Consider the following 26,959-nt stretch of genomic DNA (forward strand, 5'->3'; position numbering starts at 1 on the left):
ACCTAGGTGCAGATGGTCATTTTTGTGGCAATTTGCCGAATACGACCCATTTCCATGAGCAAACCGTGGAGTTCCCGATCCAGGGAGAGATGGTTGATATTGTGGCGCATGGTGAGTTGGGCGGCGACTTTTCGTTAGTGCCTGACAGCTACGTGACGATGGGGCCGAAAAGCATCATGGCGGCGAAAAACTTGCTGATAATTGTCAGTGGCGCAGGTAAAGCGCAGGCACTGAAAAATGTGCTGCAAGGTCCGGTTACCGAAGATGTTCCAGCTTCCGTGTTGCAGCTGCATCCTTCGCTGATAGTAATCGCTGATAAAGCCGCTGCCGCAGAATTAGCGCTCGGTTAAGCTGAAGAAATAAGGCCGGATGTATGAATTACGCTCCGGCCTGTTCTCATTATTTAAATAACTACGAAAAATCACCCCACAGTCTCAGCTTGCCGCAGTGGAGACAGCGGAAGAGATAACCCTGACAATCACCACCCTTTTGCAGGCATTTAGCTAGATCAGAATTTCTAATACCGAAATTCTCACAATCTTCTTCAAGGTTGGCAAATTCATCGAGGCGATCTTTTATATCATTCCAGCCCACATAGCCGATAAAAGCACAGAAATCGCCACAATGCGCAAGCCAGAATTCCTGTTGCCATCCATGATAACCTGGCGTGCGTTCAACCAACTCTTTCAGCATTTCATCAGGATATGTGTTCTTAATACCGGCAAATTCGTCCTCTTCATCATACTCAAATTCAACACCTTCTATGCTGGCATCATCCTGAAAACGGTAATGACTCCAACTTATTGATAGTGTTTTATGTTCAGATAATGCCCGATGACTTTGTCATGCAGCTCCACCGATTTTGAGAACGACAGCGACTTCCGTCCCAGCCGTGCCAGGTGCTGCCTCAAATTCAGGTTATGCCGCTCAATTCGCTGCGTATATCGCTTGCTGATTACGTGCAGCTTTCCCTTCAGGCGGGATTCATACAGCGGCCAGCCATCCGTCATCCATATCACCACGTCAAAGGGTGACAGCAGGCTCATAAGACGCCCCAGCGTCGCCATAGTGCGTTCACCGAATACGTGCGCAACAACCGTCTTCCGGAGACTGTCATACGCGTAAAACAGCCAGCGCTGGCGCGATTTAGCCCCGACATAGCCCCACTGTTCGTCCATTTCCGCGCAGACGATGACGTCACTGCCCGGCTGTATGCGCGAGGTTACCGACTGCGGCCTGAGTTTTTTAAGTGACGTAAAATCGTGTTGAGGCCAACGCCCATAATGCGTGCAGTTGCCCGGCATCCAACGCCATTCATGGCCATATCAATGATTTTCTGGTGCGTACCGGGTTGAGAAGCGGTGTAAGTGAACTGCAGTTGCCATGTTTTACGGCAGTGAGAGCAGAGATAGCGCTGATGTCCGGCAGTGCTTTTGCCGTTACGCACCACCCCGTCAGTAGCTGAACAGGAGGGACAGCTGATAGAAACAGAAGCCACTGGAGCACCTCAAAAACACCATCATACACTAAATCAGTAAGTTGGCAGCATCACCCTGCACCTAATCCCAGCACCACCAAATCCAGGCCGCCTTCACGCGCCAGTTTCTGATCATGCTCGCGGTAGTTATCAATAGTGAGCTTCTGGATATTCTCTTCTTTGATCCCCGCAGGGGTGAAAAACAGATTACGCAGATTGGTAATCGTTACGCCTTCTCCCTCTTTGCCGCGAAAGGGAATTTCATCGAAATTATAGAAATAGCAGTTATCGTACCAGGGCTTACCTTTAACCAGGGTGGTGAGGTATTCATACATGCCTTTGGGCGTGCTACCGGCGGTAATTGCCAGGTTAACACGACGCGTCTTCGACATATAACCAAGCAGATGGTGTGCCGCGACACGGCTCATTTCCTGGTAATCTTCGGTAATGATTAATTTCATCTTAATGCCTTATTTTATTTAAATAATTTCTGTACGAAGGCTGCATAGGCAGGCCGCCAGACATCCATTTCATGGTTCAGGCCGGGATATTCCTGGTAATCAAACTTAATTTTTTTCTGCTCAAGCTCAGTTTTCAGCCCGGCGATATCCTTGCCGGTTACGACATCTTTATCACCAACGACCACAGTAAAATTACGTAGTTGCTGGTTAATAGCTGCCGGATCGTTCAGCCGGGCCGCGACACCTTCATCCGGTACGGTTGTCGTGGTAACACCACTGAATGTGGCCAGCCAGCCAAAGCTTTCCAGATGATTCATTCCGGAAACCAGCGCCTGGTACCCGCCTTGTGAAAGCCCTGCCAGCGCGCGACCATCGGCATCTTTACGGACATTAAAACGCTTGCTAATCAGCGGGATAATATCGTTCATCAGTTCGCGATCTGCCGCTTTAGCATTCAGCGGATAAAAGACTTTACGTCTTTCCTGAGGCACGAAATCTTCGGGAATAATGCCCTTCGCATCGGTTTCGGTATCCGGGATCACCACCAGCATCGGTTTAATTTTCCCTTCAGCCAGCAGGTTATCCATGATTTGCGGGATACGCCCCTGATCGATAGCGGAACGTCCGGTATCACCAAAACTGTGATAGAAATAGAGCACTGGCAAAGGCTCGCCCATGCCGGTGTATCCTGGCGGGGTCCAGACATACATCTGACGTTCAGATTGCAATGCGTTGGAGTGGTAAGTTATGGCGATCAAATCACCATGCGCAACAGAACGCGTATCCAGATAACTGCCTGGCACCAGAACCATACTGGAGTTAACCTGGCGCTGAGGCTTAGTCATTGCGGTGCCTATATCAATGCTGCGTACACCATCAACATTGAAAAAATACTCATACAGGTTGCCTTTCAGGACAGGCGTGCGCCACGACCAGACTCCTGCTTCGTCTTTGATCATCGGGTGAATATTGTCCGGAACCGGAACACCCACCACTAAGGAGTAATGCCAGTCAGTTAAGCAACTGACTGGCTCTTTTTCGGGGCTGTGGGGTATTTCCAGGGCCTCTCCTTTACCACTCTCGGGAAGGCCCTTTCCCTTCTCGTCGGTAATTTCACAAGTTGTCCCATACTTGCAAGATCGCGCATCAGCTCCGGTATACGTCCCGGTGAAGCGCCCTGCAATGTCATCAGCATTCTCATCACCATTCCGCATGATTCTGAGAAACTCAGTTGATTCGGCCAGTAACCTTTCAGATGTTCCGCCATTTTAATCATCTGATATCTCACCAGATTATAAGCCAGTAAGACACCCCACAGCTCTTGCTCCACAAGCTCCGGCTTTTTACTTCTCAGCGTCAGCCTGCTCAGTTGCATCGTCTGTTTTATCTCCCTGTATCCCAGTTCGATTTCCCAGCGATGACTGTACAGATCCGCCATTTCTCCTCCGGGGAAGCGCATGGCGTCCGTCATCGACGTCAGCAGATGGCAGACTTTTCCTTTGCGCGTCACGGTCAGCAGGCGGGCTGTCACTTCATTTCCCAGTCCCGGCCACTTTTTTCGTGCCTGCGGGCTGGTTTTCAGCTTCACCAGATGATCGCCTTTACCCAGTTTTCTGAGCTCTTCATATTGCGCTCCCTTTCTGAGAGGTATCATCCAGTGGCGGTGTTCTCCCGCCAGGCTCCAGGCATTTAACAGTCCCAGTGAGTAATAACCTTTATCCATTAACGTCAGAGTGTTATCGCCGGTTTGTTCTATAAGTTGCTCAGCAAGCTCATTTTCGCTGTTCTTCATCGTGCCGAAGGCTGCAGCCGTCAGCAGATGGCTGGTCAGTTCCATCTGGCAGACCATTTTGACCTGCGGGTAGAGCGCCGGGTTCCCGGCATGTGTCTGGCGGGGGAAGGCTGCATCGTTCTCTGGTGTATCCGGTGTGCGCCAGAACACACCATCGATGGCCAGCAGGGTCAGGCCGCACCAGTGCGGATGCGGCGTGGCGTTATGCCAGAGCTGTGCTGTTTTCGTGAACACGCGGCGGACAGCCTCACTTCCCTGGCGCTGGCGGGCCTGAATAACGGCACTGGGGGCAACGAAGGGGCGATTGTCCGGCAGCATGATGTCCAGGCGATTCACAATCTGGTGAAGAGGTTCTTTACGCTCAAGCGCCATGCCAACAATACACCAGACCATCATTTCGAGGGGAAGACGGCGCTTGCGTAGCGTTACAGTACCTGATTCGGCAAGGCAACGAGAGATGAGTTCGGGGTCGAGGTAATCCCCCAGAGAAGTCAGTGGGTTACGCAGAGAATCGTAACGGGATACCAGATCAAGAGCCTGTCCAATGTGCATAAAAAAATCCGGAAACAAGTGAGCGTTTCCGGATTCTTACACAGCCACTGGATCGGTCAACTGATCCTTAACTGATCGGCATTACTCCTCCTGAAGAGGATAATTTTACAGCCAGCAGGAAGTTAGCGGCTGGCTGTAAAAATATTATGGTTCGCCGTACAAACCAATTAAACGGCGTACCACACCGTTAGTCCAGCCAAACCCATCCTGCAACGGATACTCGCCACCGCCGCCTTCGCGGGGAACACCATCGGCAATATGGTATTTCTCGATCATTTTGTGCTGTTCCAGATAGAACTGATTCACCGTTTTCAGCCAGCTGCGCGCGATTTCATCACCCAGAAGGTCATCGCCATACATTTTAAATCCCTGAATTGCCATCCATTGTAACGGTGCCCAGCCGTTGGGTTTATCCCACTGTTCACCGGTTTCGTACTCGCTTGCCAGAATCCCGCCAGGTGTCAGTAACCGGCTGCGTACGGCGTTTGCCAGACGATCGGCCTGTTCATGGTTCGCCATGCCGACATAGAGCGGCACAATGGCGGCAGCGGAAAACAGCGCCAGTTGTTCGCGTCGCCAGTCGTAATCGCGGTAGATGCCGTTTTCATCATCCCAGAGGTAACGGTTTACCGCATCGCGACGGGCACTGGCCTTCTGGCGGAACAGCGCTTCTGTCTCTTTCTCGCCTTTCAGCGCCGAGATGTTGGCGATGGCGCTCTCCAGTTTAAACAGGAAGGCATTCAGATCGATGGGGATGAACTGGGTGGTACGAATGCTCGCCAGACGACCAGTATCACGCAGCCAACGGGAAGAGTAATCCCAACCGGAGGCCGCCCCCGCGCGTAAATCGCGGTACACCTCGTTGGGCGGGCGACCAGAATGTTTCGCGGTTTCAACGTCCTCAAGCCAGGATTCGTCACGCGGCGTGTCGCGATCGTCCCAGTAACGGTTGAGCAGCGATCCGTCCGGCATCCGCACAACATGGCGATAGGCCTGATTAGGGATCAACGATTCTGCACCGTCCATCCAGAAGGCATATTCCATTTTAAGGTGGTCGAGATAGCGGCGCGCACCGCGTACACCATCTTCTTCAAACAACTCCACCATCAGCGCAAAAACCGGTGGTTGCGATCGGCTCAAATAATAGGTGCGGTTGCCGTTGGGGATGTGACCATAGTTTTCGATCATCCAGGCGAAGTTATCGGCCATGCATTTCAGCAAATCTTCCCGACCACTTTCCGCCAGCCCCAGCATGGTGAAATAGGAGTCCCAATAGTAGGTTTCGCTAAAACGGCCGCCTGGGACAATATATGACTGCGGCAGCGCCAGTAGAGAAGACCACGGAATGTGATCCTGTGGTTCGCGGGTTAGCACCGGCCACAGCTGGTCGATATGCTCTTTCAGGGAATTTTGCGGGTCCGATACATACTCGCTGGAGTAGACCTCCGGCAGCCAGAAGTGATTTTCAACAAACTTGCGCAAGTCAAAATCACGATGACGGCGCACTTTACGGTAGCGGATTAAAATATCCAGCGGGTCCATTTTAGGTGCGCAGTCGGGAAAGGTTTTACTGTCCGGGAAAATTTTCGCCGACTGAACATGCTCGAACAGTTCGAGATAGCGATCGGCAGGCGTCAGCGCATCAGAGGCGGGCAGCCCTTCAATCATCTCGGGTTCCGGTTCTGCCTCGATCATCTCATCCAGTTTTAATTCATACGGGTCCAGCTCATAGCAGAGATCGACTTCGATCATCAGTTCGTCTGGATTAGGGTTTTGAATTTTCTGATTGAGCATAAGGATCCAACCTCCGAAATTCGTCGCTAATTATCGGGCTTTTCTTTAAGGGTAGTCATTCGCTCCGCCTGGTGGGCGACAAAGCGTGCGGTGGATCACGTTTATTAACCTGTCAAAAAATATAACGCACTAATATCCATGGAATTTATAAAAATACGGATTTCGTGTTGTTTTTCATTTTCAGAACATTCAATCCTGCTCTCGCCGCAATCATGATATGCCATTCCTGATCTGGGTAATAGGCACAGGCTATCTTATTGATAGTTTATATTCATGTAATTGATTGATTCCTATCAAAAAGCGTATCTCACTGTTTTTTATGATGGCTTTGTCTCGCAGAGACGTTTGCAGCATTCTGGAAAATTTTCTGGGTCACAATAACTCACCACCGTGAGGGAAGAATAATGAAAATGGTCTCACGTATTACCGCGATCGGCCTGGCTGGCGTCGCGATTTGCTATTTAGGGTTATCTGGTTATGTGTGGTACCACGATAATAAACGCAGTAAACAGGCCGATGTTCAGGCATCCGCTGTCAGTGAAAATAATAAGGTTTTAGGTTTTCTCCGCGAAAAAGGATGCGACTATTGCCACACGCCTTCGGCAGAATTACCCGCCTATTATTATATTCCTGGCGCGAAACAGTTGATGGATTACGACATTAAGCTTGGATATAAATCTTTTAACCTCGAGGCCGTGCGTGCGGCACTGCTGGCTGATAAACCCGTTTCGCAAAGCGATCTGAATAAGATTGAATGGGTGATGCAGTATGAAACTATGCCGCCAACGCGTTATACCGCGCTTCACTGGGCGGGTAAGGTGAGTGATGAAGAGCGGGCGGAAATACTGGCCTGGATTGCAAAACAGCGCGCGGAATATTACGCCAGCAATGATACTGCTCCGGAGCATCGCAATGAACCGGTGCAGCCCATCCCGCAAAAACTGCCTACCGATGCGCAAAAAGTGGCGTTGGGCTTTGCGCTGTATCACGATCCCCGTTTATCGGCTGATAGCACCATTTCATGCGCTCATTGCCATGCGTTGAATGCGGGGGGCGTCGATGGCAGAAAAACATCGATTGGTGTTGGTGGCGCAGTTGGGCCGATTAACGCGCCGACGGTATTTAACTCAGTATTTAACGTTGAGCAGTTCTGGGATGGTCGTGCGGCAACATTGCAGGATCAGGCTGGTGGACCGCCGTTGAACCCGATTGAAATGGCGTCGAAATCTTGGGACGAAATTATTGCTAAGCTGGAAAAAGATCCGCAGCTTAAAGCGCAGTTCCTCGGCGTCTATCCGCAAGGTTTCAGTGGCGAAAATATTACTGATGCCATTGCTGAATTTGAGAAAACATTAATTACGCCGGATTCCCCATTTGATAAATGGTTGCGTGGAGATGAAAATGCGCTGACGGCGCAACAGAAAAAAGGCTATCAATTATTTAAAGATAATAAATGTGCAACTTGTCATGGTGGTATTATTCTCGGTGGACGTTCCTTTGAACCGTTGGGGCTGAAAAAAGACTTTAACTTTGGGGAAATTACGGCGGCGGATATTGGTCGTATGAATGTTACTAAAGAAGAGCGTGATAAATTGCGTCAGAAAGTACCCGGTTTACGTAACGTTGCTTTAACGGCACCGTACTTCCATCGCGGTGACGTGCCGACGCTGGACGGGGCGGTGAAACTGATGCTGCGCTATCAGGTAGGCAAAGAGCTGCCGCAGGAGGATGTGGATGATATCGTAGCTTTCCTGCACAGTCTGAACGGGGTGTACACGCCGTATATGCAGGATAAACAATAATTAATTTGATCGCCCGAACAGGAATGTTTGGGCGATTTTTATTACGATAATAAAGTCTGTTTTTAATATTATCATGTTAAATGTTTATATTATAAAAAGTCGTTTTTCTGCTTAGGATTTTGTTATTTAAATTAAGCCTGTAATGCCTTGCTTCCATTGCGGATAAATCCTACTTTTTTATTGCCTTCAAATAAATTTAAGGAGTTCGAAATGGACCAGAAGCTGTTAACGGATTTCCGCTCAGAACTACTCGATTCACGTTTTGGCGCAAAGGCCATTTCTACTATCGCGGAGTCAAAACGATTTCCGCTGCACGAAATGCGCGATGATGTCGCATTCCAGATTATCAATGATGAATTATATCTTGATGGCAACGCTCGTCAGAACCTGGCCACTTTCTGCCAGACCTGGGACGACGAAAACGTCCATAAATTGATGGATTTGTCGATCAATAAAAACTGGATCGACAAAGAAGAATATCCGCAATCCGCAGCCATCGACCTGCGTTGCGTAAATATGGTTGCCGATCTGTGGCATGCGCCTGCGCCGAAAAATGGTCAGGCCGTTGGCACCAACACCATTGGTTCTTCCGAGGCCTGTATGCTCGGCGGGATGGCGATGAAATGGCGTTGGCGCAAGCGTATGGAAGCTGCAGGCAAACCAACGGATAAACCAAACCTGGTGTGCGGTCCGGTACAAATCTGCTGGCATAAATTCGCCCGCTACTGGGATGTGGAGCTGCGTGAGATCCCTATGCGCCCCGGTCAGTTGTTTATGGACCCGAAACGCATGATTGAAGCCTGTGACGAAAACACCATCGGCGTGGTGCCGACTTTCGGCGTGACCTACACCGGTAACTATGAGTTCCCACAACCGCTGCACGATGCGCTGGATAAATTCCAGGCCGACACCGGTATCGACATCGACATGCACATCGACGCTGCCAGCGGTGGCTTCCTGGCACCGTTCGTCGCCCCGGATATCGTCTGGGACTTCCGCCTGCCGCGTGTGAAATCGATCAGTGCTTCAGGCCATAAATTCGGTCTGGCTCCGCTGGGCTGCGGCTGGGTTATCTGGCGTGACGAAGAAGCGCTGCCGCAGGAACTGGTGTTCAACGTTGACTACCTGGGTGGTCAAATTGGTACTTTTGCCATCAACTTCTCCCGCCCGGCGGGTCAGGTAATTGCACAGTACTATGAATTCCTGCGCCTCGGTCGTGAAGGCTATACCAAAGTACAGAACGCCTCTTACCAGGTTGCCGCTTATCTGGCGGATGAAATCGCCAAACTGGGGCCGTATGAGTTCATCTGTACGGGTCGCCCGGACGAAGGCATCCCGGCGGTTTGCTTCAAACTGAAAGATGGTGAAGATCCGGGATACACCCTGTACGACCTCTCTGAACGTCTGCGTCTGCGCGGCTGGCAGGTTCCGGCCTTCACTCTCGGCGGTGAAGCCACCGACATCGTGGTGATGCGCATTATGTGTCGTCGCGGCTTCGAAATGGACTTTGCTGAACTGTTGCTGGAAGACTACAAAGCCTCCCTGAAATATCTCAGCGATCACCCGAAACTGCAGGGTATTGCCCAGCAGAACAGCTTTAAACACACCTGATAACATAACGTTGTAAAAACCGAATGCCCAGCCTTTAAAAAAACAGCTGGGCATTCGGTTGCTTATTAATCGCAATAATATATTGGCTGTCTATTCATCGTGTTGATAAGATATATGTTATATGAATGTTTATTAAATGTAGCGATTGCCTTTAATGTCACGAAAAGGGATTATTTGCTTGCTATTAATTTCACTGCGTTCTTAAACACATTTTTGTATTATAAATCCAGTCATCCTGCCCGTAGAACATCACACATTATCATCCTGTTCTCCCGCTTCGTTTAAATTTATTTATCAATCAATTTGACTTAAGAGGGCGGCGTGCTACATTAATTAACAGTAATATGTTTATGTAATATTAAGTCAACTATGCAATCATTACATGGGAATTGTCTAATTGCGTACGCAAGACATAAATATATTCTCACCATGGTTAATGGTGAATATCGCTATTTTAATGGCGGTGACCTGGTTTTTGCGGATGCAAGCCAAATTCGAGTAGATAAGTGTGTTGAAAATTTTGTATTAGTATCAAGGGATACGCTTTCATTATTTCTGCCGATGCTCAAGGAGGAGGCATTAAATCTTCATGCACATAAAAAAATTTCTTCATTACTCGTTCATCACTGTAGCAGAGATATTCCTGTTTTTCAGGAAGTTGCGCAACTATCGCAGAATAAGAATCTTCGCTATGCAGAAATGCTACGTAAAAGAGCATTAATCTTTGCGTTGTTATCTGTTTTTCTTGAGGATGAGCACTTTATACCGCTGCTTTTGAACGTTTTGCAACCGAACATGCGAACACGAGTTTGTACGGTTATCAATAATAATATCGCCCATGAGTGGACACTAGCCCGAATCGCCAGCGAGCTGTTGATGAGTCCAAGCCTGTTAAAGAAAAAATTGCGCGAAGAAGAGACATCATATTCACAGTTGCTTACTGAGTGTAGAATGCAACGTGCTTTGCAACTTATTGTTATACATGGCTTTTCAATTAAGCGAGTCGCAGTGTCCTGTGGATATCACAGCGTGTCGTATTTCATTTACGTCTTTCGAAATTATTATGGGATGACGCCCACAGAGTATCAGGAGCGATCGGCGCAGGGATTGCCGAACCGTGACTCGGCGGCAAGTATTGTTGCGCAAGGAAATTTTTACGGCACTGACCGTTCTGCGGAAGGAATAAGATTATAGAATTTTACTCAGACATAAAAAAAACCCGGCATAGGGGACCGGGAAGAGGATAGTCTGCCGTCTCCAGACTAATAAACCGTTATAACACTCCCTGTTGGCACGGGAAACTTTGTGCTCTCAGTAAGTTAAATATAACTTTTACTGGAAATAAGATCAGCCATTTTTTTATAAACATAAGCTATACGCTGTGCGAAAATATATTCGTGCTGCATTTACTTATTATCAATTAACTGTTATGCAAAACTACTTTGTGGATAAATTTTGGTCCTACCAAATCTGGCAGTTTTTTCGCTAAGAAACAGTCTGGCAACATTTCATTAGTATACTGAAATTGAAATAATCGCAGTATGAAATATAAGGGATAATCATGACTCATGTCTGCTCGGTGATCCTCATTCGTCGTTCATTCGATATTTATCATGAACAGCATAAAATATCGCTGCATAACGAGAGTATCGTGCTGCTGGAGAAAAATTTGGCAGACGATTTTGCGTTTTGTTCACCGGATACGCGACGACTGGATATCGATGAGCTGACAGTTTGCCATTACTTACAAAATATTCGTCAGCTACCACGCAATTTAGGGTTACATAGCAAAGACCGTCTATTAATTAACCAGTCACCCCCCATGCCGCTGGTGACGGCGATTTTTGATAGCTTCAATGAATCCGGGGTAAATTCACCGATACTGAGCAATATGCTCTACCTTTCCTGTTTATCGATGTTTTCTCATAAGAAAGAACTGATCCCCTTACTTTTCAATAGCATCAGCACTGTTTCAGGAAAAGTTGAACGCCTTATTAGCTTTGATATCGCCAAACGTTGGTATCTGCGCGATATCGCGGAAAGAATGTATACCAGCGAGAGTCTCATAAAAAAAAAGTTGCAGGATGAAAATACCTGTTTCAGTAAAATATTACTCGCTTCCAGGATGTCGATGGCCAGACGATTACTCGAGTTACGTCAAATTCCTCTGCATACTATTGCAGAAAAATGTGGCTATAGCAGTACGTCGTACTTTATAAACACATTTCGACAATATTATGGTGTAACGCCACATCAGTTTGCGCAACATTCGCCAGGTACCTTTTCCTGACATATTTTGCATTTGAATATTGGTCAGGATCTCACACCTGCTTCATGTGAAACTCTTCCCTGATGATTTCTGCCGGGCTACCGGCTAGTTCTCTTTCGCAGTTTGCCAGGCGGTATAGGTATTTTCAGGAGGAAAAGACTCGGCATGTTTGGGATTATTAAGCTGACAATTCATACGATTACGGGAATGTGGGTCAGTATTGTGCTGTTCAAATTGATGACGAATGGCTGGAGTGGTTTCTACTTTCAGTGCTGTGTACTAAGCCTGGTATTCCTGACGGTTAGCTGGTTGTTGAGTGGTGAATGGTTAGCAGGAAAGAGTAAGGCTGAACCTTCACGTTCAACCTTACTCTCATTTACACGTTACGCTTTTTTAAAGCGGGCAAAGAGATGTTCCACTACAACGAAAAAGACCGGAACGAAGTAAATTGCCAGCACTGTTGCGGCAAACATCCCGCCCATCACGCCGGTACCTACCGCGTTTTGCGCGCCAGAACCGGCACCATGACTGATAACCAGCGGCAGCACGCCGAGAATAAAGGCGAGAGAGGTCATCAGGATTGGGCGTAAACGCATCCGCGCCGCTTCGATGATTGCCTCTATCGGCGTTTTCCCTTCTTTCTGCATCATCTCAACGGCAAATTCGACAATCAGGATGGCGTTCTTGGCGGAAAGCCCGATGGTGGTCAGCAAACCAACCTGGAAGTAGACGTCATTACTTAAGCCGCGCAGATCGGTGGCCAGTAATGCGCCAACGACGCCTAACGGAACAACCAACATCACCGAGAACGGAATTGACCAGCTCTCATAGAGTGCGGCGAGGGCGAGGAACACCACGACCAGTGAAATGGCATACAGTGCAGGAGCCTGGTTTGAGGATAACGCTTCCTGATACGACAGTCCGGTCCATGAGTAGCCGACGCCTGCCGGAAGTTTAGCGACCAGGTCTGCCATAAATTTCATAGCGTCACCGGTACTTTTCCCGGCCGCCGCTTCACCTAAAATCTCCATTGACGGGATGCCGTTGTAGCGTTCCAATCGCGGTGAACCATAGGTCCATTCGGTAGACGAGTAGGCAGAAAGCGGTGCCATCGTGCCAGAGGCGTTGCGTACATACCATTGGTTGATGTTATCCGGCAACATACGGAACGGCGTGCCTGCCTGGACATACACTTTTTTCACCCGCCCCTGGTTGAGGAAGTCGTTCACGTAGCTGCTGCCGAAGGCGGTGGAAATTGTCTGGTTGATATCAGACAGCGCCACACCCATTGCCTCAGCTTTCGCGGCGTTGACGTTCACTTTGAACATCGGCGTATCTTCCAGGCCGTTCGGGCGTACCCCGGTGACCTGGTCAGGCGATTGCGCTGCCAGTGATAACAGCTCGTTTCGTGCCTGGGTTAGTTTTTCGTGCCCCAGGTTACCGTTGTCCAGCAGTTCCATATCAAAACCTGACGCGGTACCCAGTTCAGCCACCGCGGGTAAGTTGAACGGGAAGACGACGGCTTTATTGATACTGCTTAACGCAATCATTGCCCGCTGAATGATCGCGGTAACCGAGTTTTCCTCACCGACACGTTCAGACCACGGCTTGAGACTGATAAACGCCAGGCCGTTGTTTTGCCCCTGGCCGCTGAAGCCAAAGCCGCCAACGGTAAACACCGACTGAACATTATCTTTCTCTTTTGTAAGATAATAATCCGTCACCTGTTGCAGCACTTTCGTGGTGTTAACCATGGTGGCACCGGAAGGTAACTGCGCGGTGGTCATAAATACCCCCTGATCCTCTTCTGGTAAGAAAGAGGTCGGTGTACGCAGGAACAGCACCGCCATCCCGGCGCAAATCAGCAGGTAGACCACCATGTAGCGACCGGTACAACGCAACAGCGAGCGGGTGCTATCGGTATAGTGCTGAGTTGATTTTTCAAACAGCGTGTTGAAGCGTGCGAACAGGGCGTTAGGTTTGTGACCGCCTTCCGGCGCGGCTTTCAGAATGGTGGCGCACAGGGCAGGGGTCAGGCTCATTGCCACAAATACTGAAAGCAGCATGGAGGAGATCAGCGTGATGGAGAACTGGCGGTAGATCTCCCCGGTTGCGCCGCTCATAAAGGCCATCGGCATAAACACTGCGGAAAGAACAACAGCAATACCGACCAGCGCACGTTGGATCTGCCCCATCGATTTATGCGTCGCTTCCTTCGGTGGTAGCTTATCTTCCGCAATGACACGCTCGACGTTCTCCACCACCACGATGGCGTCATCCACCAGTAACCCTATCGCCAGCACCATCCCGAACATAGTTAACGTGTTGATGGTGAAACCGACCGCCGACAAGATCGCAAACGTCCCGAGAATAACCACCGGTACGGCAATCGTCGGGATGATTGTGGCACGGAAATTCTGCAAAAACAGATACATGACCAGGAAGACGAGGATGATAGCCTCAACCAGTGTTTTAAAAACTTCCTGAATAGAAATTTCGATAAACGGCGTGGTGTCGTAAGGATAAACCGTCTTCAGACTTGCGGGGAAATAGGCTGATAAGCGGTTCAGCTCCTCTTTGACTGCCCGCGAGGTATCCAGGGCGTTTGCTCCGGTAGCCAGTTTGATGGCGATCCCGGCAGCAGGTTTGCCGTTATAGCGCGCCACGGTGGAATAATCTTCCGCTCCAAGTTCGACGCGGGCGACATCACGCAGCAGCACTTGCGAACCATCTTGCTGAACTTTCAACAGGATTTTGCCAAATTCTTCCGGCGTTTGCAGACGCGTCTGCACAATGATCGAGGCGTTTAGTTGCTGGTCTGCCGCCTGTGGCATGCCACCCAGTTGACCACCGGAAATCTGGTTGTTTTGCACCTTAATCTGGGAAATAACATCGGAAGGTACCAGATTGTATTTATTGAGTTTTTGCGGGTCCAGCCAGATACGCATGGCGTACTCGGAACCAAAGAGCTGTACGCTACCAACGCCCGCGGTACGGCTTAGCGGGTCTTTGATATTAGACGCTACATAGTCCGCGATATCGTACTGGTTGAGGCTGCCGTTATCAGAAATAAACGCCGCTACCATCAGAATATTACTGCTCGACTTATCAACGCTAATCCCCTGCTGCTGCACCGCTTCAGGTAATGAAGGCATAGCGAGTTGCAGTTTATTTTGCACCTGAACCTGTGCGATATCAGGAGATGTCCCAGTCTCGAAGGTCAGAGTGATAGAGGCATTACCCGCCGCATCACTGGTTGAAGACATGTACATCAGGCCATCAAGCCCATTCATATTTTGCTCAATCACCTGAGTGACCGAGTCTTCTACCGTTTGCGCATCGGCACCTGGATAGGTAGCGCTGACGGTAATGGTCGGTGGCGCAATCTGCGGATACTGCGCAACCGGTAAGTTCATGATCGCCAGACCACCTGCAAGCATCATAATAATGGCAAGTACCCAGGCAAAAACCGGGCGATCAATAAAATAGTTAGCCATGAAAGTCCCCTTAAGCCTGCAACGTTATTGTTTCGATTCGGTGCTGGCGTTTTCCTGGCTGGAGGAAATTGCTCGTGCTTTGATACCCGGACGAATGCGTTGCAAACCGGAAACGATCACCCGATCGCCAGCCTGCAAGCCAGAGGTGACAACCCACTGGTCGCCGATGGCTTTGCTGGCTTCAATTTCGCGTAGCTGCACAACATCGTCTTTATCCAGAATGAGCGCCGTTGCTTTACCCTGGGCGTTGTGAGTGACGCCTTCCTGCGGCACCAGTAATACATTCTGGCGGCTACCTTCATCCACTAATGCCGTGACGTACATGCCAGGCAGCAAGTCACCATTTGGGTTGGGGAAAATCGCCCGTAACGTCACGGAGCCCGTGGTTTCATCCACCGTCGGGTCGGAGAATTTCAGTGTGCCGGTCTGGCTGTAGCGTTTACCATTTTCCAGATTGAGCTGTACTGGCGTACTGCCCTGAACCTGTTTGATTTGCCCACTGGCGACCTCTTCTTTCATGCGCAAGAAATCCTGCACCGACTGCGTGAGATCGACATAAATCGGGTCCAGACGTTGTACGGTAACCAGCGAATCTGCCTGATTAGCGGTAACGAGTGCGCCGACGGTCACCGACGATTTCCCGCTGACGCCCGTAATCGGCGAGGTGACATTCGCGTATTGCAGATTGATCGTCGCCTGTTCAACAGCCGCTTTGGCGACGGTGACATTGGCTTCTGCTTCATTCAGCTGGGTGCGCGCGGTGTCGTAATCCTGACGGCTAACGTAGTTGGTCTTCAGCAACGATGCCTGGCGGTTAAAGGTGATGCGGGCATTGCTGGCGGTAGAGAGCGCTTTCGCCAGCGAGCCTTTGGCGGAGTTTAGCTCGGCCTGTAAAGGTGCAGGATCAATCTGATACAGCGAATCGCCCTGGTTCACTTTATCGCCTTCGATAAAGTTGCGTTTAATGATAATACCGCCCACCTGGGGACGTATCTCGGCAACTTCATAAGGAACGGTTCTACCGGGCAATTCGCTCAACACATTGACCGAACCGGGGGAGAGTGTGACGACACCGACCTCAGGCGTCATGGCGGCGGCGTTTTCCGCCGATTTGTCATCGCAGGCGGTGAGCATCGCGCCGCAGAATAACAACGGTATTAACAGCTTTCTTCTTCTGTTCATTTTAGTCCCTGAAAATTCTTGAGAAATAACGGTTCTTTAAATTGCGCGCGAGGAGAGATATGAGGGATTTACAGACCAGCGGCATAGTGGGGTTGTCAGCCAGTAAGGTGGGATACAGGCACAGTGATCGACATGGTGAGGTCAACGACAAAAAAAATGTTGCCGTTCTGCCAACAGTTCCTGCCAGCATTCGGGCAACGAAGGGTTCTACTGGTGGATACACATACCTGGGGAATAAAGTCGTTTTAGCCTCTCCTTTAGTAATCACCGGGGGTAATGAAATCAGCATCTGCATCCCTCGTCATGCCAGCCATCAATTTCAGTTGCTTATGTCCTGACTAAAAATAAGATGTGATACCCAGGGTGACGATGTCGCTCATACGTCTTAGTTTCAGCTTGTACATAATGTTGAATTTCTGAATCTTTAATGTTTGTTGCGAAATATTGAGCGTCGACGTGATATTGCTTTCATTTTTATTTTTCAGAATCAGTTGCATAATTTTGAACTGATTATGTGAAAAACATAATTGTGAATTCTTATGGGGCAAGTGTTTACCATAAGTAATCTCAAGAAGATTTTTGATACTTTCTTTGCGGCTAACAAAATAAATAGGCGCTTTAGCTTTTAGTTTACTGATGTGATAAGGTGCCAAAACAATAATTCTCTCGGCATCTAATTTCTCCAGAAATTTAATCGCTTCTTCATCAAGGATATGATTGTGATAGGTATCAATGATAACCTTGAAGGGTTTATTGCCTACTTTTTTGATCTCTGACAGGGAATTGATTTTTATCATTTCGTGATTATCTTTCAACTGCCAAAAGCCCTGTAAAAGAAAAGAATCTTTCGTCATGAGAAAAATCATAACTTGCTCCTTAGCCGTTATCGTTTCGAACATGTCATCCTTTTCATTATTTACATCCTTGTCCGAATCGTTGTTCAATATAGTAAACGCCTATAAGAACTTTACCCTTCGTGAACTAATACGTCTATTAACACTAATCAATACTTCAGATTTATCCATCACGCACTCCATATATTGATCCTAAGTAAGATTCCTGGTTGTTATCAGCTTGTAAATAGTAAACAAAAAGTTAACGTTTGCGGATTACTGCCCAAGAATAAGTTATCAATAACCAGTTTGTGATCTCTGAAGAATATTACTAAAGTTAAAATGTAATCCGATTTAAATATCGAGTCTCCTTGTTTCGACTTAAGCTGGCAATTGGATTGCCAGCTTTCTTTTAACGCATTGAAATTACCTGAGTAAATAACGCATTCATGTCTTCAGGTTTTTATATAGCGTCTGGAGACACGGATATTTATGCAATGTAATCAACGCCAGTTGCAAAAAAATGAACCCGGATTACTTATTTAACCGCCCATAGCATCAACGCTTACGGAACTCTTTGTTCACTTTCCCACAGCACTTTTAAAACATTAAACCTGACTACGGAAAATATCAGCCATGATAATGTTTGAAATGGCTAATTTGCCATGGAGTGAAAAAAATTAGATGAAATTCAGTAGGTTGAAATAATCACTAGCAGGTAATTATTTCAATGATAGTGCGCAATTGATCTACAACACTCCGTAGCGGAGAGAGTATTAATCGGATCATAGTCATATCAAGTGACTATGATCCGGGTGACAACCGGGATAATTATTGCTGCTTAACGAACAAACTGGCGAAGCTGAACAGGCTGGCGGCGCTAAATATCAGTTCAATTCCCACCAGTGTGGAAACCAGCGTTACAGACACCATCGGCGTTGCACCAAGGAATATCCAGGCAATGACGATATCCAGCACACCAATAACGAGCTGTAGCCAGCTGCCTTTCATTGAACGCTGACGATACCAACTCATCAGGCGAATAACCCCTGCAACACAGAACAAACCGGCAATAAATGCCGCAATGGCAAAAATGCCCAGCTCCGGTGCGCGGATGAAGAAATAGCCGATCAATAAATAGGCGACTGCGACGAGGAAACCGGATAATACCGGCCAGAAATTATGACTGCGGTTGCTGAATAACCCGACAATAAGCGCAATGCCCGAGCAGATTAATAATGCACCCACTACTGTGCTTAAAATATCGCCAGAGACGAACGGGAAACTGATACACAGCAACCCGACGATAAACAGTAGCACGGCAATAAACTGGATTGCTCTGCGATGTTTTTTAAGCATCTCCAGATCAAACTTCAAAATTGTTGCCTTATCTATATATAACATAGAACCACCCTATAAAATTAAGAAGAAAATCCCCTGCTATCAATCTATGCCAAAAACGCGTCTAAGAATGTAGTCGATTTAATAAAAATTTCCTAATTACAGTATCTGATGCATCTGTAACTCATTGTATTGAAATAAAAATATCTGATTTTGATATTTTATATCAACATGACATATACAGAAAACCAGGTTATAACCTCAGTGTCGAAATTGATTCGTGACGGCTCTTTCACTTTATAGTTGAGGATATTACGATGAAAAAAGTATTAGGCGTTATTCTTGGTGGTCTGCTTCTTCTGCCAGTTGTGAGCAATGCAGCGGATGCGCAAAAAGCAGCTGATAACAAAAAACCGGTCAACTCCTGGACCTGTGAAGATTTCCTGGCTGTGGACGAATCCTTCCAGCCAACTGCAGTTGGTTTTGCTGAAGCGCTGAACAACAAAGATAAACCAGAAGATGCGGTTTTAGATGTTCAGGGTATTGCAACCGTAACCCCAGCTATCGTTCAGGCTTGTACTCAGGATAAACAAGCCAACTTTAAAGATAAAGTTAAAGGCGAATGGGACAAAATTAAGAAAGATATGTAATTCCGGGAATGCGTTACATCGTACTTCCTTGCATATTGAACAGGCCGGAATATCTTCTTTAAAAGCAGCTATTCCTCCTGTTCATATATAATCTCTATATTGAATGGGTTACAAAATGAATATTTCATCTCTCCGTAAAGCGTTTATTTTTATGGGCGCTGTAGCGGCTTTGTCACTGGTGAACGCACAATCTGCGCTGGCAGCCAATGAATCCGCTAAAGATATGACCTGCCAGGAATTTATTGATCTGAATCCAAAAGCAATGACCCCGGTTGCATGGTGGATGCTGCATGAAGAAACAGTATATAAAGGTGGCGATACCGTTACTTTAAATGAAACCGATCTCACTCAAATTCCTAAAGTGATCGAATACTGTAAGAAAAACCCGCAGAAAAATTTGTATACCTTCAAAAATCAAGCATCTAATGACTTGCCGAATTAATGAGGTACAAGTAAAAAGGAGTAGCAAGTTGAGCCATCTTGCTGCTCCTTTTTGCATTTTTATATGACAGCAGAATTTATTATACGTCTTATACTCGCGGCAATTGCCTGTGGCGCTATTGGCATGGAAAGGCAAATGCGCGGCAAAGGAGCAGGGTTACGCACACATGTATTAATTGGCATGGGAAGCGCCCTGTTTATGATTGTTTCGAAATATGGTTTTGCTGACGTGCTGTCTTTAGATCACGTCGGACTCGACCCCAGCCGTATTGCTGCTCAGGTGGTGACGGGCGTCGGGTTTATCGGTGCAGGTAACATTCTCGTTCGTAACCAAAATATTGTAGGTCTGACGACGGCAGCGGATATCTGGGTGACCGCCGCCATAGGTATGGTTATTGGCAGCGGTATGTACGAACTGGGTATTTATGGTTCAGTGATGACCTTGTTGGTGCTGGAAGTCTTCCATCAATTAACCTTCCGCCTGATGAACAAAAATTACCATTTACAGCTGACATTAGTGAACGGTAATATGGTATCAATGCTCGACTGGTTTAAGCAGCAAAAAATAAAAACTGATTTAGTTTCGTTGCAGGAAAATGAAGATCATGAAGTGGTCGCCATTGATATCCAGCTTCATGCCACAACGTCGATAGAAGACCTGTTGCGATTATTAAAAGGTATGGCAGGGGTGAAAGGCGTTTCAATTAGCTAATCTGTGTGGCAGCGTAGCCAGACTCACCGTAAGCCTGAAATTCACACCAGATAATCAATATGCTGATGGCGTACCAGCTCATTGATCCGCTTAAGATTGAGGATCATCATGATATTGTGTTTATGGCAGTAGAACGTTTTTAGCGATATTTTCAGTTTCTCCAGAATATCTTCAGTTGTCATTTGATTCGCAATGCAGCTCAGAACCTGATGTTGCTTGCGCGAAAGTGACACATTCGCTTCAGGCACAGAGCAGTAACTGCCATTGATGAGTGCGACAAAATCAATGATAGTGATAGTCCGCGGAACAAAGGTCACCGGTACTTTCCCCAGACAGCGTTTAATATTAAAGGGGGAGAAAACAATGACATGGACAGGTTTTAATCGTTCAATTTGAGTGAGAAAATTAGAATGAAATACATTATTCATTAATGTATCAATAATGACGAAGGCATTCTGATGCAACATTACGTCGATCTCTTCTTCGTTCTGTATATGAACGACATTACCTTTACTCAGAATGTTTTTCATCGCGGTGAAGAACATCGTATCCCTGGTAATTATAAGAAACATAACCGACTCCTGGTGCGGACATTAACTTTATAATCAATTTGCCAAAGGTAATTAACAGGACAGGGCTTATAATAATAATAGTTAGCTTACTGTATATTAATTTTATGTAATACATGATGCAGATGCTGAGAAAGCATCTGCATCTTTCGGTGGTGTTATTTGACCAGCTCAGGTGTTACCTGACTCACCGCATTGGTGTAGTAAGGCGCACCCCAGCCCGGTTCCGGCCAGAATGCACCATAGCCGTAATCCCACAGGTTATAGGTGGTATTAACCACTTCTCTCAAATGCCACACCTGGATGCCCTGCATATTCACTTCCAGGAAGTTATACGGGACTTTATTGATAAAGCCAGGTTGTTCACCCTGAATGGTACCGAGGATGGTAACAAAGTGATTACGATAGTTCACTGGGTCAAGGAAGCCGCTTTGTCTGGCGAGCAGTCGGCCCTGATAGTTGGCTTCAATATCAGGTTTCGCATAGCTATCCAACGGTAATACAGCGATTTCTAACAACGTATCCGTTTTGCCATTGATAACGTTGATAACCTTCCCACCAAAGCGCGCTTGTTGACCAACATATAACCCCGGCTGGTTATGAACAGCAACAAAACTTTTTTGAATATCAGGTTGGTTATTGCCTTTGATATTTTGCGGAATTGAACTACATGCGGCAAGCAAAAATGAAAGGCTGAGGATGAGTGCACCTTTTGTCATGTTCATGTTACTATCCTTATCAACAAATATTAAAACCATAATAGATATTTCTTTATAGTTTTCATCTGATTCTGAGGCGATATGCCTGATAGTAACGTAAACCTGTCTGATGTTTATATCCCTTTTGTTTAGTTCAATTCCATTGATTTTGGGGCGTGGCATGAGTATCCATCGCCCCATAATATAATCCTTTGTTGGTGATGCTGCCAACTTACTGATTTAGTGTATGATGGTGTTTTTGAGGTGCTCCAGTGGCTTCTGTTTCTATCAGCTGTCCCTCCTGTTCAGCTACTGACGGGGTGGTGCGTAACGGCAAAAGCACTGCCGGACATCAGCGCTATCTCTGCTCTCACTGCCGTAAAACATGGCAACTGCAGTTCACTTACACCGCTTCTCAACCCGGTACGCACCAGAAAATCATTGATATGGCCATGAATGGCGTTGGATGCCGGGCAACTGCACGCATTATGGGCGTTGGCCTCAACACGATTTTACGTCACTTAAAAAACTCAGGCCGCAGTCGGTAACCTCGCGCATACAGCCGGGCAGTGACGTCATCGTCTGCGCGGAAATGGACGAACAGTGGGGCTATGTCGGGGCTAAATCGCGCCAGCGCTGGCTGTTTTACGCGTATGACAGTCTCCGGAAGACGGTTGTTGCGCACGTATTCGGTGAACGCACTATGGCGACGCTGGGGCGTCTTATGAGCCTGCTGTCACCCTTTGACGTGGTGATATGGATGACGGATGGCTGGCCGCTGTATGAATCCCGCCTGAAGGGAAAGCTGCACGTAATCAGCAAGCGATATACGCAGCGAATTGAGCGGCATAACCTGAATTTGAGGCAGCACCTGGCACGGCTGGGACGGAAGTCGCTGTCGTTCTCAAAATCGGTGGAGCTGCATGACAAAGTCATCGGGCATTATCTGAACATAAAACACTATCAATAAGTTGGAGTCATTACCTCCTTTGTTTTAAAATTACATAAAATCTATTTTCATTCAATAATTATAAAGTGCTAATAATCAATATTATGGTATTATATTCTGATAATGATTTGATAAGCGAATTCTTTTGCCAGATGGTATTTCTATTTCCACCCCATAATTTATATCTTTTTCATTAGGAAGTGGCCTCTTTAAATAAGGCGTGTGTGACATTTTTTTGGGGTTAAGCGTCTCGTATTGAAATACTTCGAACTGATATTCAGACATTTCTGCCCATGTTTGAATTTTATTGTATCGAGAGAGTGTCGTAAAGGCTTTAACTTGCTTATAACATTGTTTTTGGAATTCTTGCTGATATTTTAATATGTCATTGTATGAAAGATTGGTTATCCTGGCCTCTAAAAATTTAATTATTGTCGAAGCAATTTCCGCTTTTGCTCGTAAAAAGTTGTCATTAATGGTTAATAATGTTGAAAATAAACCTTCGATTTGTTTGTCAAGATATTGTCCATCTTTATATAATTTGGGGGTAGGGTGTTCTTTATGTAAAAAATAGTGTCACCTAAATTTGCGTCAGTGAAATTTATATTAAGTAGATCTTCGAAATAAAACCTTGACAAGGTTAGAACGAACCCGGACAGGTTCTGTCCTGTCATATTGAAATCAATAAAGTTGGCTCCGGCAAAGACTTTCATCCTGTTTTTATTTTCACTGTGCTCAATATATAACTTCGTCATTTTTTGATACAGGCTTTGAATATCTTTTATATTAGTTGGTAAGTCAGCTCGTTGTTCAGCAATAAAATTAGTATCTGAAAACATGGTTTGGACACTGAATGTTATGGGTATTCCCTCTTCTACGCTAATTTTAGTTATGATTGCCTTGTCGGGTTTAGGATTAGCGACAACAATGATTCGACATTCAGCACTTTTGTTTTTTTCATATCTAATGTTATTAATCTGATTAAGTATTGATTGTGTCTGTTGCGTAAGTTGTGTCGAACTTATCGTTTCAATGTTAGTAATAAGACTTACAAGTTGAGCCACAACTTTTGAGTAGTCTGCATTTGTATATGTAGTGTTCGTGTGGCACGCATTAATTTGTTGAAGTTGGTGTTGCACTAAATCATATTGATCAGAGATATATCCTTCTCCAGAGAATGTGGAATTAATGGGTTGTTGTTCTTCCCAATTATCGCAAGGCCACTTCGGTGTGTCTGGCGTTTTAGCATTATCGGTATTTGTTGTGCAGTTATAAATATCGCCGTGATATGTATTTATTATACCTGGGGTAAAGTCAATTGACATAAAATTCCTTATTCATCATTTGTTTTATGCTAAGATGTTTAAATTGGATAATTAGAACAGGAATGGATTTTCTTCTACACACAATAAATGTAATGCGTTATATCTTCCTGATATAATTACCTTTGATTTCCCTTTTATCTCCACCCGGTAATATTTGTGTATAAAAAAAGGGTAGTGATAGTATCGTAAAGGAAATCGTTAACAACTATCAAAATGCGCTCATTTTAAAAAGTTATTATGTTCTCTGATAGTGTGTGAAGTGATTTTTTTTGTGATGTTTTAGATGTGTATGGATTTGCCCCTATATTTCCAGACATCTGTTATCACTTAACCCATTACAAGCCCGCTGCCGCAGATATTCCCGTGGCGAGCGATAACCCAGCGCACTATGCGGATGCCATTCGTTATAATGCTCGAACGCCTCTGCAAGGTTCTTTGCTGCCGTTAACCCGTCTGGTTTGGGCATGATACTGATGTAGTCACGCTTTATCGTTTTCACGAAGCTCTCTGCTATTCCGTTACTCTCCGGACTCCGCACCGCCGTGTTCTTCGGTTCAAGTCCCAACATCCGGGCGAACTGGCGTGTTTCATTAGCCCGGTAGCATGAACCATTATCCGTCAGCCACTCCACTGGAGACGACGGAAGATCGTTGCCGAAGCGGCGTTCCACCGCTCCCAGCATGACGTCCTGTACTGTTTCACTGTTGAAGCCGCCGGTAGTCACCGCCCAGTGCAGTGCTTCACGATCACAGCAGTCCAGCGCGAACGTGACACGCAGTCTCTCTCCGTTATCACAGCAGAACTCGAACCCGTCAGAGCACCATCGCTGATTGCTTTCTTTCACGGCCACTCTGCCTGTATGTGCCCGTTTCGATGGCGGTACAGCAGGTTTTCGCTCAAGCAACAGCGCATTCTGGCGCATGATCCGGTAAACACGTTTGGCATTGATCGCAGGCATACCATCAAGTTCTGCCTGTCTGCGAAGCAGCGCCCATACCCGACGATAACCATACGTGGGCAGCTCTCCGATAACATGGTGTATACGGAGAAGCACATCCGTATCATCAGTGTGACGACTGCGGCGGCCATCCATCCAGTCATCGGTTCGTCTGAGAATGACGTGCAACTGCGCACGCGACACCCGGAGACAACGGCTGACTAAGCTTACTCCCCATCCCCGGGCAATAAGGGCGCGTGCGCTATCCACTTTTTTGCCCGTCCATATTCAACGGCTTCTTTGAGGAGTTCATTTTCCATCGTTTTCTTGCCGAGCAGGCGCTGGAGTTCTTTAATCTGCTTCATGGCGGCAGCAAGTTCAGAGGCAGGAACAACCTGTTCTCCGGCGGCGACAGCAGTAAGACTTCCTTCCTGGTATTGCTTACGCCAGAGAAATAACTGGCTGGCTGCTACACCATGTTGCCGGGCAACGAGGGAGACCGTCATCCCCGGTTCAAAGCTCTGCTGAACAATTGCGATCTTTTCCTGTGTGGTACGCCGTCTGCGTTTCTCCGGCCCTAAGACATCAATCATCTGTACTCCAATGACTAGTCTAAAAACTAGTATTAAGACTATCACTTATTTAAGTGATACTGGTTGTCTGGAGATTCAGGGGGCCAGTCTAGTGTAATAATGAACTAGGTTAAAGTGTATTTAAAAATGTGTTGTATTAGCGACTGAAATCTGCCTTTTAAAAAGGAGGAGGGTACTGAGACAAAGAGTCATTGAGGTGTACTGGCAATAGCGGACACTACCATTTGTTCTTTTTTTAAGCAGCCATCTGATGATATTTTTCCCTGAAGGCTGCCGGGGAGATATTCCCCAGACGAGAGTGACGACGCTGACGATTGTAGAAAATCTCAATGTATTCCCGTATTACTGAGATGGCTTCATCCCGGTTATTAAAACGATAGTGGCTCAGGCTCTCATTTTTCAGCGTTCCCCAGAAGCTTTCCATCGGAGCGTTGTCGTAACAGTTACCTTTACGCGACATTGATGTTTTCAGACCAGACTGCTCCTGTATGACCCGGTAATCGTATGCGCAGTACTGTGAACCTCGATCAGAGTGGTGGATTAGCCCGGCAGGTGGGCGCTGGCTCCTGAGCGCCATAAACAGGGCTTTACCTGTCAGCTCTTTTGTCATGCGCTCTCCCATGGCGTAGCCGACAATTTCGCACGTATAAACATCTTTGATGCCAGCGAGGTACAACCATCCCTCCTGTGTGGCAACATACGTCAGGTCCGCCACCCAGACCTGATTTGGTGCTGTAGGAGCGAACGTCTGGTTCAGCAGATTTGGCGCAACTGGCAGATTGTGGTTCGAGTTCGTAGTCGCTCTGAACTTGCGTTTCTGCTTACAGCGTAGCCTTAGCTCCTTACGAAGACGTGCCAGTCGGTCACGACCAACGATGATGCCATTCTCTGCCAGCTCCGTCTGGAGCCGCCGGGTTCCATATGTTTCGCGAGTGCGGATATGTGCCACCTTAATCTCCAGTTTTAGCCGCTCATCACTTTGTTTTCTGTCTGAGGGTTCATGCTGTACCCAGTTGTAATAACCGCTCCTGGATACACCAAATACCTGACACATCGCTTCAATGGGAAATTGTTGTCGCCATTGTTCGATTAACGCGTATTTTTCAGCGACTCCTGTGCAAAATACGCTGTTGCTTTTTTTAATATATCTCGCTCAAGGCGAGCTTCATTTAACGCCTTACGCAGTTGCAGAATTTCAGATTCCAGTTCAGCCACCGTGCGGGAACCAGGAGTACCGAGCCCTTTTCTGGCGGCGGTAACCCATTGTCCTAAAGTGCCTTCAGGAAGAGATAATCGGGAAGCGCCTTCACTGATCGAAAGTTGATTTTCAGGAACCGTTCTGACAGCTTCGGCTTTGAACTCTTTAGAGTAACGTTGGGTTTTTCTGCTCATTATTAGCTCCTTCTGATGCCATTCTATTTCAGGAAGGAGTGTCCGTTAAACTCAGGCTACCTCACATTGCTTCTCCGATAAA

Annotated in this window: 20 protein-coding genes and 5 pseudogenes; 10 read left to right on the forward strand and 15 right to left on the reverse strand. The window is 46.9% G+C overall.

Features of this window, described 5'->3' with window-relative positions:
- Nucleotides 1–2 precede the first annotated feature (2 nt).
- A pseudogene (locus C1P89_RS20930) lies at nucleotides 3–350 on the forward strand (6-phosphogluconolactonase); the annotation flags it as partial.
- 61 nt (nucleotides 351–411) lie between these two features.
- Here C1P89_RS20930 and C1P89_RS20935 read toward each other — a convergent pair.
- The 6 genes and pseudogenes from C1P89_RS20935 to C1P89_RS20965 form a co-directional block, all read right to left on the reverse strand.
- Nucleotides 412–783 (reverse strand): annotated as a pseudogene (locus tag C1P89_RS20935) (CbrC family protein); the annotation flags it as partial.
- A 17-nt stretch (nucleotides 784–800) separates the two neighbouring features.
- Nucleotides 801–1,498 (reverse strand): IS1-like element IS1A family transposase gene (locus C1P89_RS20940; protein WP_094096600.1). Its coding sequence is split into 2 segments (ribosomal slippage): nucleotides 801–1,249 and nucleotides 1,249–1,498, totalling 699 coding nucleotides; the frame shifts between segments, so codons are not numbered across the junction.
- A 56-nt stretch (nucleotides 1,499–1,554) separates the two neighbouring features.
- Nucleotides 1,555–1,938: pseudogene (locus C1P89_RS20945) on the reverse strand (sugar phosphate isomerase family); the annotation flags it as partial.
- Between the two features lie 14 nt (nucleotides 1,939–1,952).
- A pseudogene (locus tag C1P89_RS20950) lies at nucleotides 1,953–2,939 on the reverse strand (alpha/beta hydrolase); the annotation flags it as partial.
- A gap of 14 nt (nucleotides 2,940–2,953) precedes the next feature.
- Complete coding sequence (locus C1P89_RS20955; protein ID WP_005143822.1) at nucleotides 2,954–4,300, reverse strand: IS4-like element IS4 family transposase; 1,347 nt, start codon at nucleotides 4,298–4,300, stop codon at nucleotides 2,954–2,956.
- 126 nt (nucleotides 4,301–4,426) lie between these two features.
- Nucleotides 4,427–6,076: an alpha,alpha-trehalase gene (locus C1P89_RS20965; RefSeq protein ID WP_000934218.1), complete on the reverse strand. Its 1,650-nt coding sequence runs from the start codon at nucleotides 6,074–6,076 to the stop codon at nucleotides 4,427–4,429.
- Between the two features lie 404 nt (nucleotides 6,077–6,480).
- Between C1P89_RS20965 and ccp the strand changes: the two genes are divergently transcribed.
- The 4 genes from ccp to gadW all read left to right on the forward strand — a co-directional run bounded on the left by ccp (nucleotide 6,481) and on the right by gadW (nucleotide 11,779).
- Nucleotides 6,481–7,878, forward strand: coding sequence for a cytochrome c peroxidase (gene ccp / locus C1P89_RS20970; RefSeq protein ID WP_000784825.1), 1,398 nt, complete (start codon nucleotides 6,481–6,483; stop codon nucleotides 7,876–7,878).
- Between the two features lie 210 nt (nucleotides 7,879–8,088).
- On the forward strand, nucleotides 8,089–9,489 hold the full coding sequence (gene gad / locus C1P89_RS20975) for a glutamate decarboxylase (RefSeq protein WP_000372240.1): 1,401 nt from the start codon (nucleotides 8,089–8,091) through the stop codon (nucleotides 9,487–9,489).
- A 369-nt stretch (nucleotides 9,490–9,858) separates the two neighbouring features.
- Complete coding sequence (gene gadX, locus C1P89_RS20980) at nucleotides 9,859–10,683, forward strand: acid resistance transcriptional activator GadX (protein ID WP_001191068.1); 825 nt, start codon at nucleotides 9,859–9,861, stop codon at nucleotides 10,681–10,683.
- A 367-nt stretch (nucleotides 10,684–11,050) separates the two neighbouring features.
- The gene (gene gadW, locus C1P89_RS20985; RefSeq protein WP_000149991.1) at nucleotides 11,051–11,779 is read left to right on the forward strand and encodes an acid resistance transcriptional activator GadW; all 729 of its coding nucleotides are present in this window, start codon (nucleotides 11,051–11,053) and stop codon (nucleotides 11,777–11,779) included.
- Nucleotides 11,780–12,141: 362 nt separating this feature from the next.
- Here the strand turns inward: gadW and mdtF are convergent, their stop codons facing one another.
- Both mdtF and mdtE read right to left on the reverse strand, forming a co-directional pair.
- Nucleotides 12,142–15,255: a multidrug efflux pump RND permease MdtF gene (gene mdtF / locus C1P89_RS20990; protein WP_000024892.1), complete on the reverse strand. Its 3,114-nt coding sequence runs from the start codon at nucleotides 15,253–15,255 to the stop codon at nucleotides 12,142–12,144.
- Between the two features lie 24 nt (nucleotides 15,256–15,279).
- Entirely contained in the window at nucleotides 15,280–16,389 is a 1,110-nt protein-coding gene (mdtE, locus tag C1P89_RS20995; RefSeq protein ID WP_001340474.1) for a multidrug transporter subunit MdtE, read from the reverse strand.
- Between the two features lie 107 nt (nucleotides 16,390–16,496).
- Between mdtE and C1P89_RS21000 the strand changes: the two genes are divergently transcribed.
- On the forward strand, nucleotides 16,497–16,775 hold the full coding sequence (locus C1P89_RS21000) for a hypothetical protein (protein ID WP_001205325.1): 279 nt from the start codon (nucleotides 16,497–16,499) through the stop codon (nucleotides 16,773–16,775).
- On the opposite strand, the gene gadE is transcribed toward C1P89_RS21000, so the two are convergent.
- Both gadE and hdeD read right to left on the reverse strand, forming a co-directional pair.
- Entirely contained in the window at nucleotides 16,776–17,303 is a 528-nt protein-coding gene (gadE, locus tag C1P89_RS21005; protein WP_000576690.1) for an acid resistance transcriptional activator GadE, read from the reverse strand.
- Between the two features lie 798 nt (nucleotides 17,304–18,101).
- Nucleotides 18,102–18,674: an acid-resistance protein HdeD gene (hdeD, locus tag C1P89_RS21010; RefSeq protein WP_000965672.1), complete on the reverse strand. Its 573-nt coding sequence runs from the start codon at nucleotides 18,672–18,674 to the stop codon at nucleotides 18,102–18,104.
- A 254-nt stretch (nucleotides 18,675–18,928) separates the two neighbouring features.
- Between hdeD and hdeA the strand changes: the two genes are divergently transcribed.
- The 3 genes from hdeA (at nucleotide 18,929) to C1P89_RS21025 (ending at nucleotide 20,414) form a co-directional block, all read left to right on the forward strand.
- Complete coding sequence (hdeA, locus tag C1P89_RS21015; RefSeq protein ID WP_000756550.1) at nucleotides 18,929–19,261, forward strand: acid-activated periplasmic chaperone HdeA; 333 nt, start codon at nucleotides 18,929–18,931, stop codon at nucleotides 19,259–19,261.
- A gap of 115 nt (nucleotides 19,262–19,376) precedes the next feature.
- Nucleotides 19,377–19,703, forward strand: a complete 327-nt coding sequence (hdeB, locus tag C1P89_RS21020; protein WP_001298717.1) for an acid-activated periplasmic chaperone HdeB — start codon at nucleotides 19,377–19,379, stop codon at nucleotides 19,701–19,703.
- A gap of 63 nt (nucleotides 19,704–19,766) precedes the next feature.
- On the forward strand, nucleotides 19,767–20,414 hold the full coding sequence (locus C1P89_RS21025) for an MgtC/SapB family protein (RefSeq protein WP_011310309.1): 648 nt from the start codon (nucleotides 19,767–19,769) through the stop codon (nucleotides 20,412–20,414).
- Between the two features lie 41 nt (nucleotides 20,415–20,455).
- Here C1P89_RS21025 and C1P89_RS21030 read toward each other — a convergent pair whose 3' ends face one another.
- The gene (locus C1P89_RS21030; RefSeq protein WP_000478623.1) at nucleotides 20,456–20,986 is read right to left on the reverse strand and encodes a helix-turn-helix transcriptional regulator; all 531 of its coding nucleotides are present in this window, start codon (nucleotides 20,984–20,986) and stop codon (nucleotides 20,456–20,458) included.
- Between the two features lie 155 nt (nucleotides 20,987–21,141).
- Complete coding sequence (slp, locus tag C1P89_RS21035; protein ID WP_001057453.1) at nucleotides 21,142–21,708, reverse strand: outer membrane lipoprotein Slp; 567 nt, start codon at nucleotides 21,706–21,708, stop codon at nucleotides 21,142–21,144.
- Nucleotides 21,709–21,953: 245 nt separating this feature from the next.
- On the opposite strand from slp, the gene C1P89_RS21040 reads away from it, so the two are divergent.
- A protein-coding gene (locus tag C1P89_RS21040; protein WP_094096600.1) for an IS1-like element IS1A family transposase occupies nucleotides 21,954–22,651 on the forward strand; the annotation gives its coding sequence in 2 pieces (ribosomal slippage) (nucleotides 21,954–22,203 and nucleotides 22,203–22,651; 699 coding nt in all).
- Between the two features lie 188 nt (nucleotides 22,652–22,839).
- On the opposite strand, the pseudogene C1P89_RS21045 reads toward C1P89_RS21040, so the two are convergent.
- The 3 genes and pseudogenes from C1P89_RS21045 to C1P89_RS21055 all read right to left on the reverse strand — a co-directional run bounded on the left by C1P89_RS21045 (nucleotide 22,840) and on the right by C1P89_RS21055 (nucleotide 26,877).
- A pseudogene (locus C1P89_RS21045) lies at nucleotides 22,840–23,955 on the reverse strand (hypothetical protein).
- A 301-nt stretch (nucleotides 23,956–24,256) separates the two neighbouring features.
- Nucleotides 24,257–25,485, reverse strand: a protein-coding gene (locus C1P89_RS21050; protein WP_088895425.1) for an IS3-like element IS2 family transposase whose coding sequence is annotated in 2 segments (ribosomal slippage) — nucleotides 24,257–25,170 and nucleotides 25,170–25,485 — 1,230 coding nt in all. Because the reading frame shifts where the segments join, the coding sequence is not laid out codon by codon here.
- A 235-nt stretch (nucleotides 25,486–25,720) separates the two neighbouring features.
- Nucleotides 25,721–26,877 (reverse strand): IS3-like element IS600 family transposase gene (locus C1P89_RS21055; RefSeq protein WP_087879933.1). Its coding sequence is split into 2 segments (ribosomal slippage): nucleotides 25,721–26,628 and nucleotides 26,628–26,877, totalling 1,158 coding nucleotides; the frame shifts between segments, so codons are not numbered across the junction.
- Nucleotides 26,878–26,959 lie beyond the last annotated feature (82 nt).

Source organism: Shigella sonnei (genome assembly GCF_002950395.1).
GTDB lineage: Bacteria > Pseudomonadota > Gammaproteobacteria > Enterobacterales > Enterobacteriaceae > ECMA0423.

Bases quoted from the DNA above. Each gene is read 5' to 3' on its own strand.
- mdtE (WP_001340474.1), bottom strand. From the start codon at position 16,389: ATGCTCACCGCCTGCGATGACAAATCGGCGGAAAACGCCGCCGCCATG.
- gad (WP_000372240.1), top strand. From the start codon at position 8,089: ATGGACCAGAAGCTGTTAACGGATTTCCGCTCAGAACTACTCGATTCA.
- hdeA (WP_000756550.1), top strand. From the start codon at position 18,929: ATGAAAAAAGTATTAGGCGTTATTCTTGGTGGTCTGCTTCTTCTGCCA.
- C1P89_RS21030 (WP_000478623.1), bottom strand. From the start codon at position 20,986: ATGTTTCTTATAATTACCAGGGATACGATGTTCTTCACCGCGATGAAA.
- C1P89_RS20965 (WP_000934218.1), bottom strand. From the start codon at position 6,076: ATGCTCAATCAGAAAATTCAAAACCCTAATCCAGACGAACTGATGATC.
- C1P89_RS21025 (WP_011310309.1), top strand. From the start codon at position 19,767: ATGACAGCAGAATTTATTATACGTCTTATACTCGCGGCAATTGCCTGT.
- gadW (WP_000149991.1), top strand. From the start codon at position 11,051: ATGACTCATGTCTGCTCGGTGATCCTCATTCGTCGTTCATTCGATATT.
- hdeB (WP_001298717.1), top strand. From the start codon at position 19,377: ATGAATATTTCATCTCTCCGTAAAGCGTTTATTTTTATGGGCGCTGTA.
- hdeD (WP_000965672.1), bottom strand. From the start codon at position 18,674: ATGTTATATATAGATAAGGCAACAATTTTGAAGTTTGATCTGGAGATG.
- C1P89_RS21000 (WP_001205325.1), top strand. From the start codon at position 16,497: ATGAGGGATTTACAGACCAGCGGCATAGTGGGGTTGTCAGCCAGTAAG.
- mdtF (WP_000024892.1), bottom strand. From the start codon at position 15,255: ATGGCTAACTATTTTATTGATCGCCCGGTTTTTGCCTGGGTACTTGCC.
- ccp (WP_000784825.1), top strand. From the start codon at position 6,481: ATGAAAATGGTCTCACGTATTACCGCGATCGGCCTGGCTGGCGTCGCG.
- gadE (WP_000576690.1), bottom strand. From the start codon at position 17,303: ATGATTTTTCTCATGACGAAAGATTCTTTTCTTTTACAGGGCTTTTGG.
- gadX (WP_001191068.1), top strand. From the start codon at position 9,859: ATGCAATCATTACATGGGAATTGTCTAATTGCGTACGCAAGACATAAA.
- slp (WP_001057453.1), bottom strand. From the start codon at position 21,708: ATGAACATGACAAAAGGTGCACTCATCCTCAGCCTTTCATTTTTGCTT.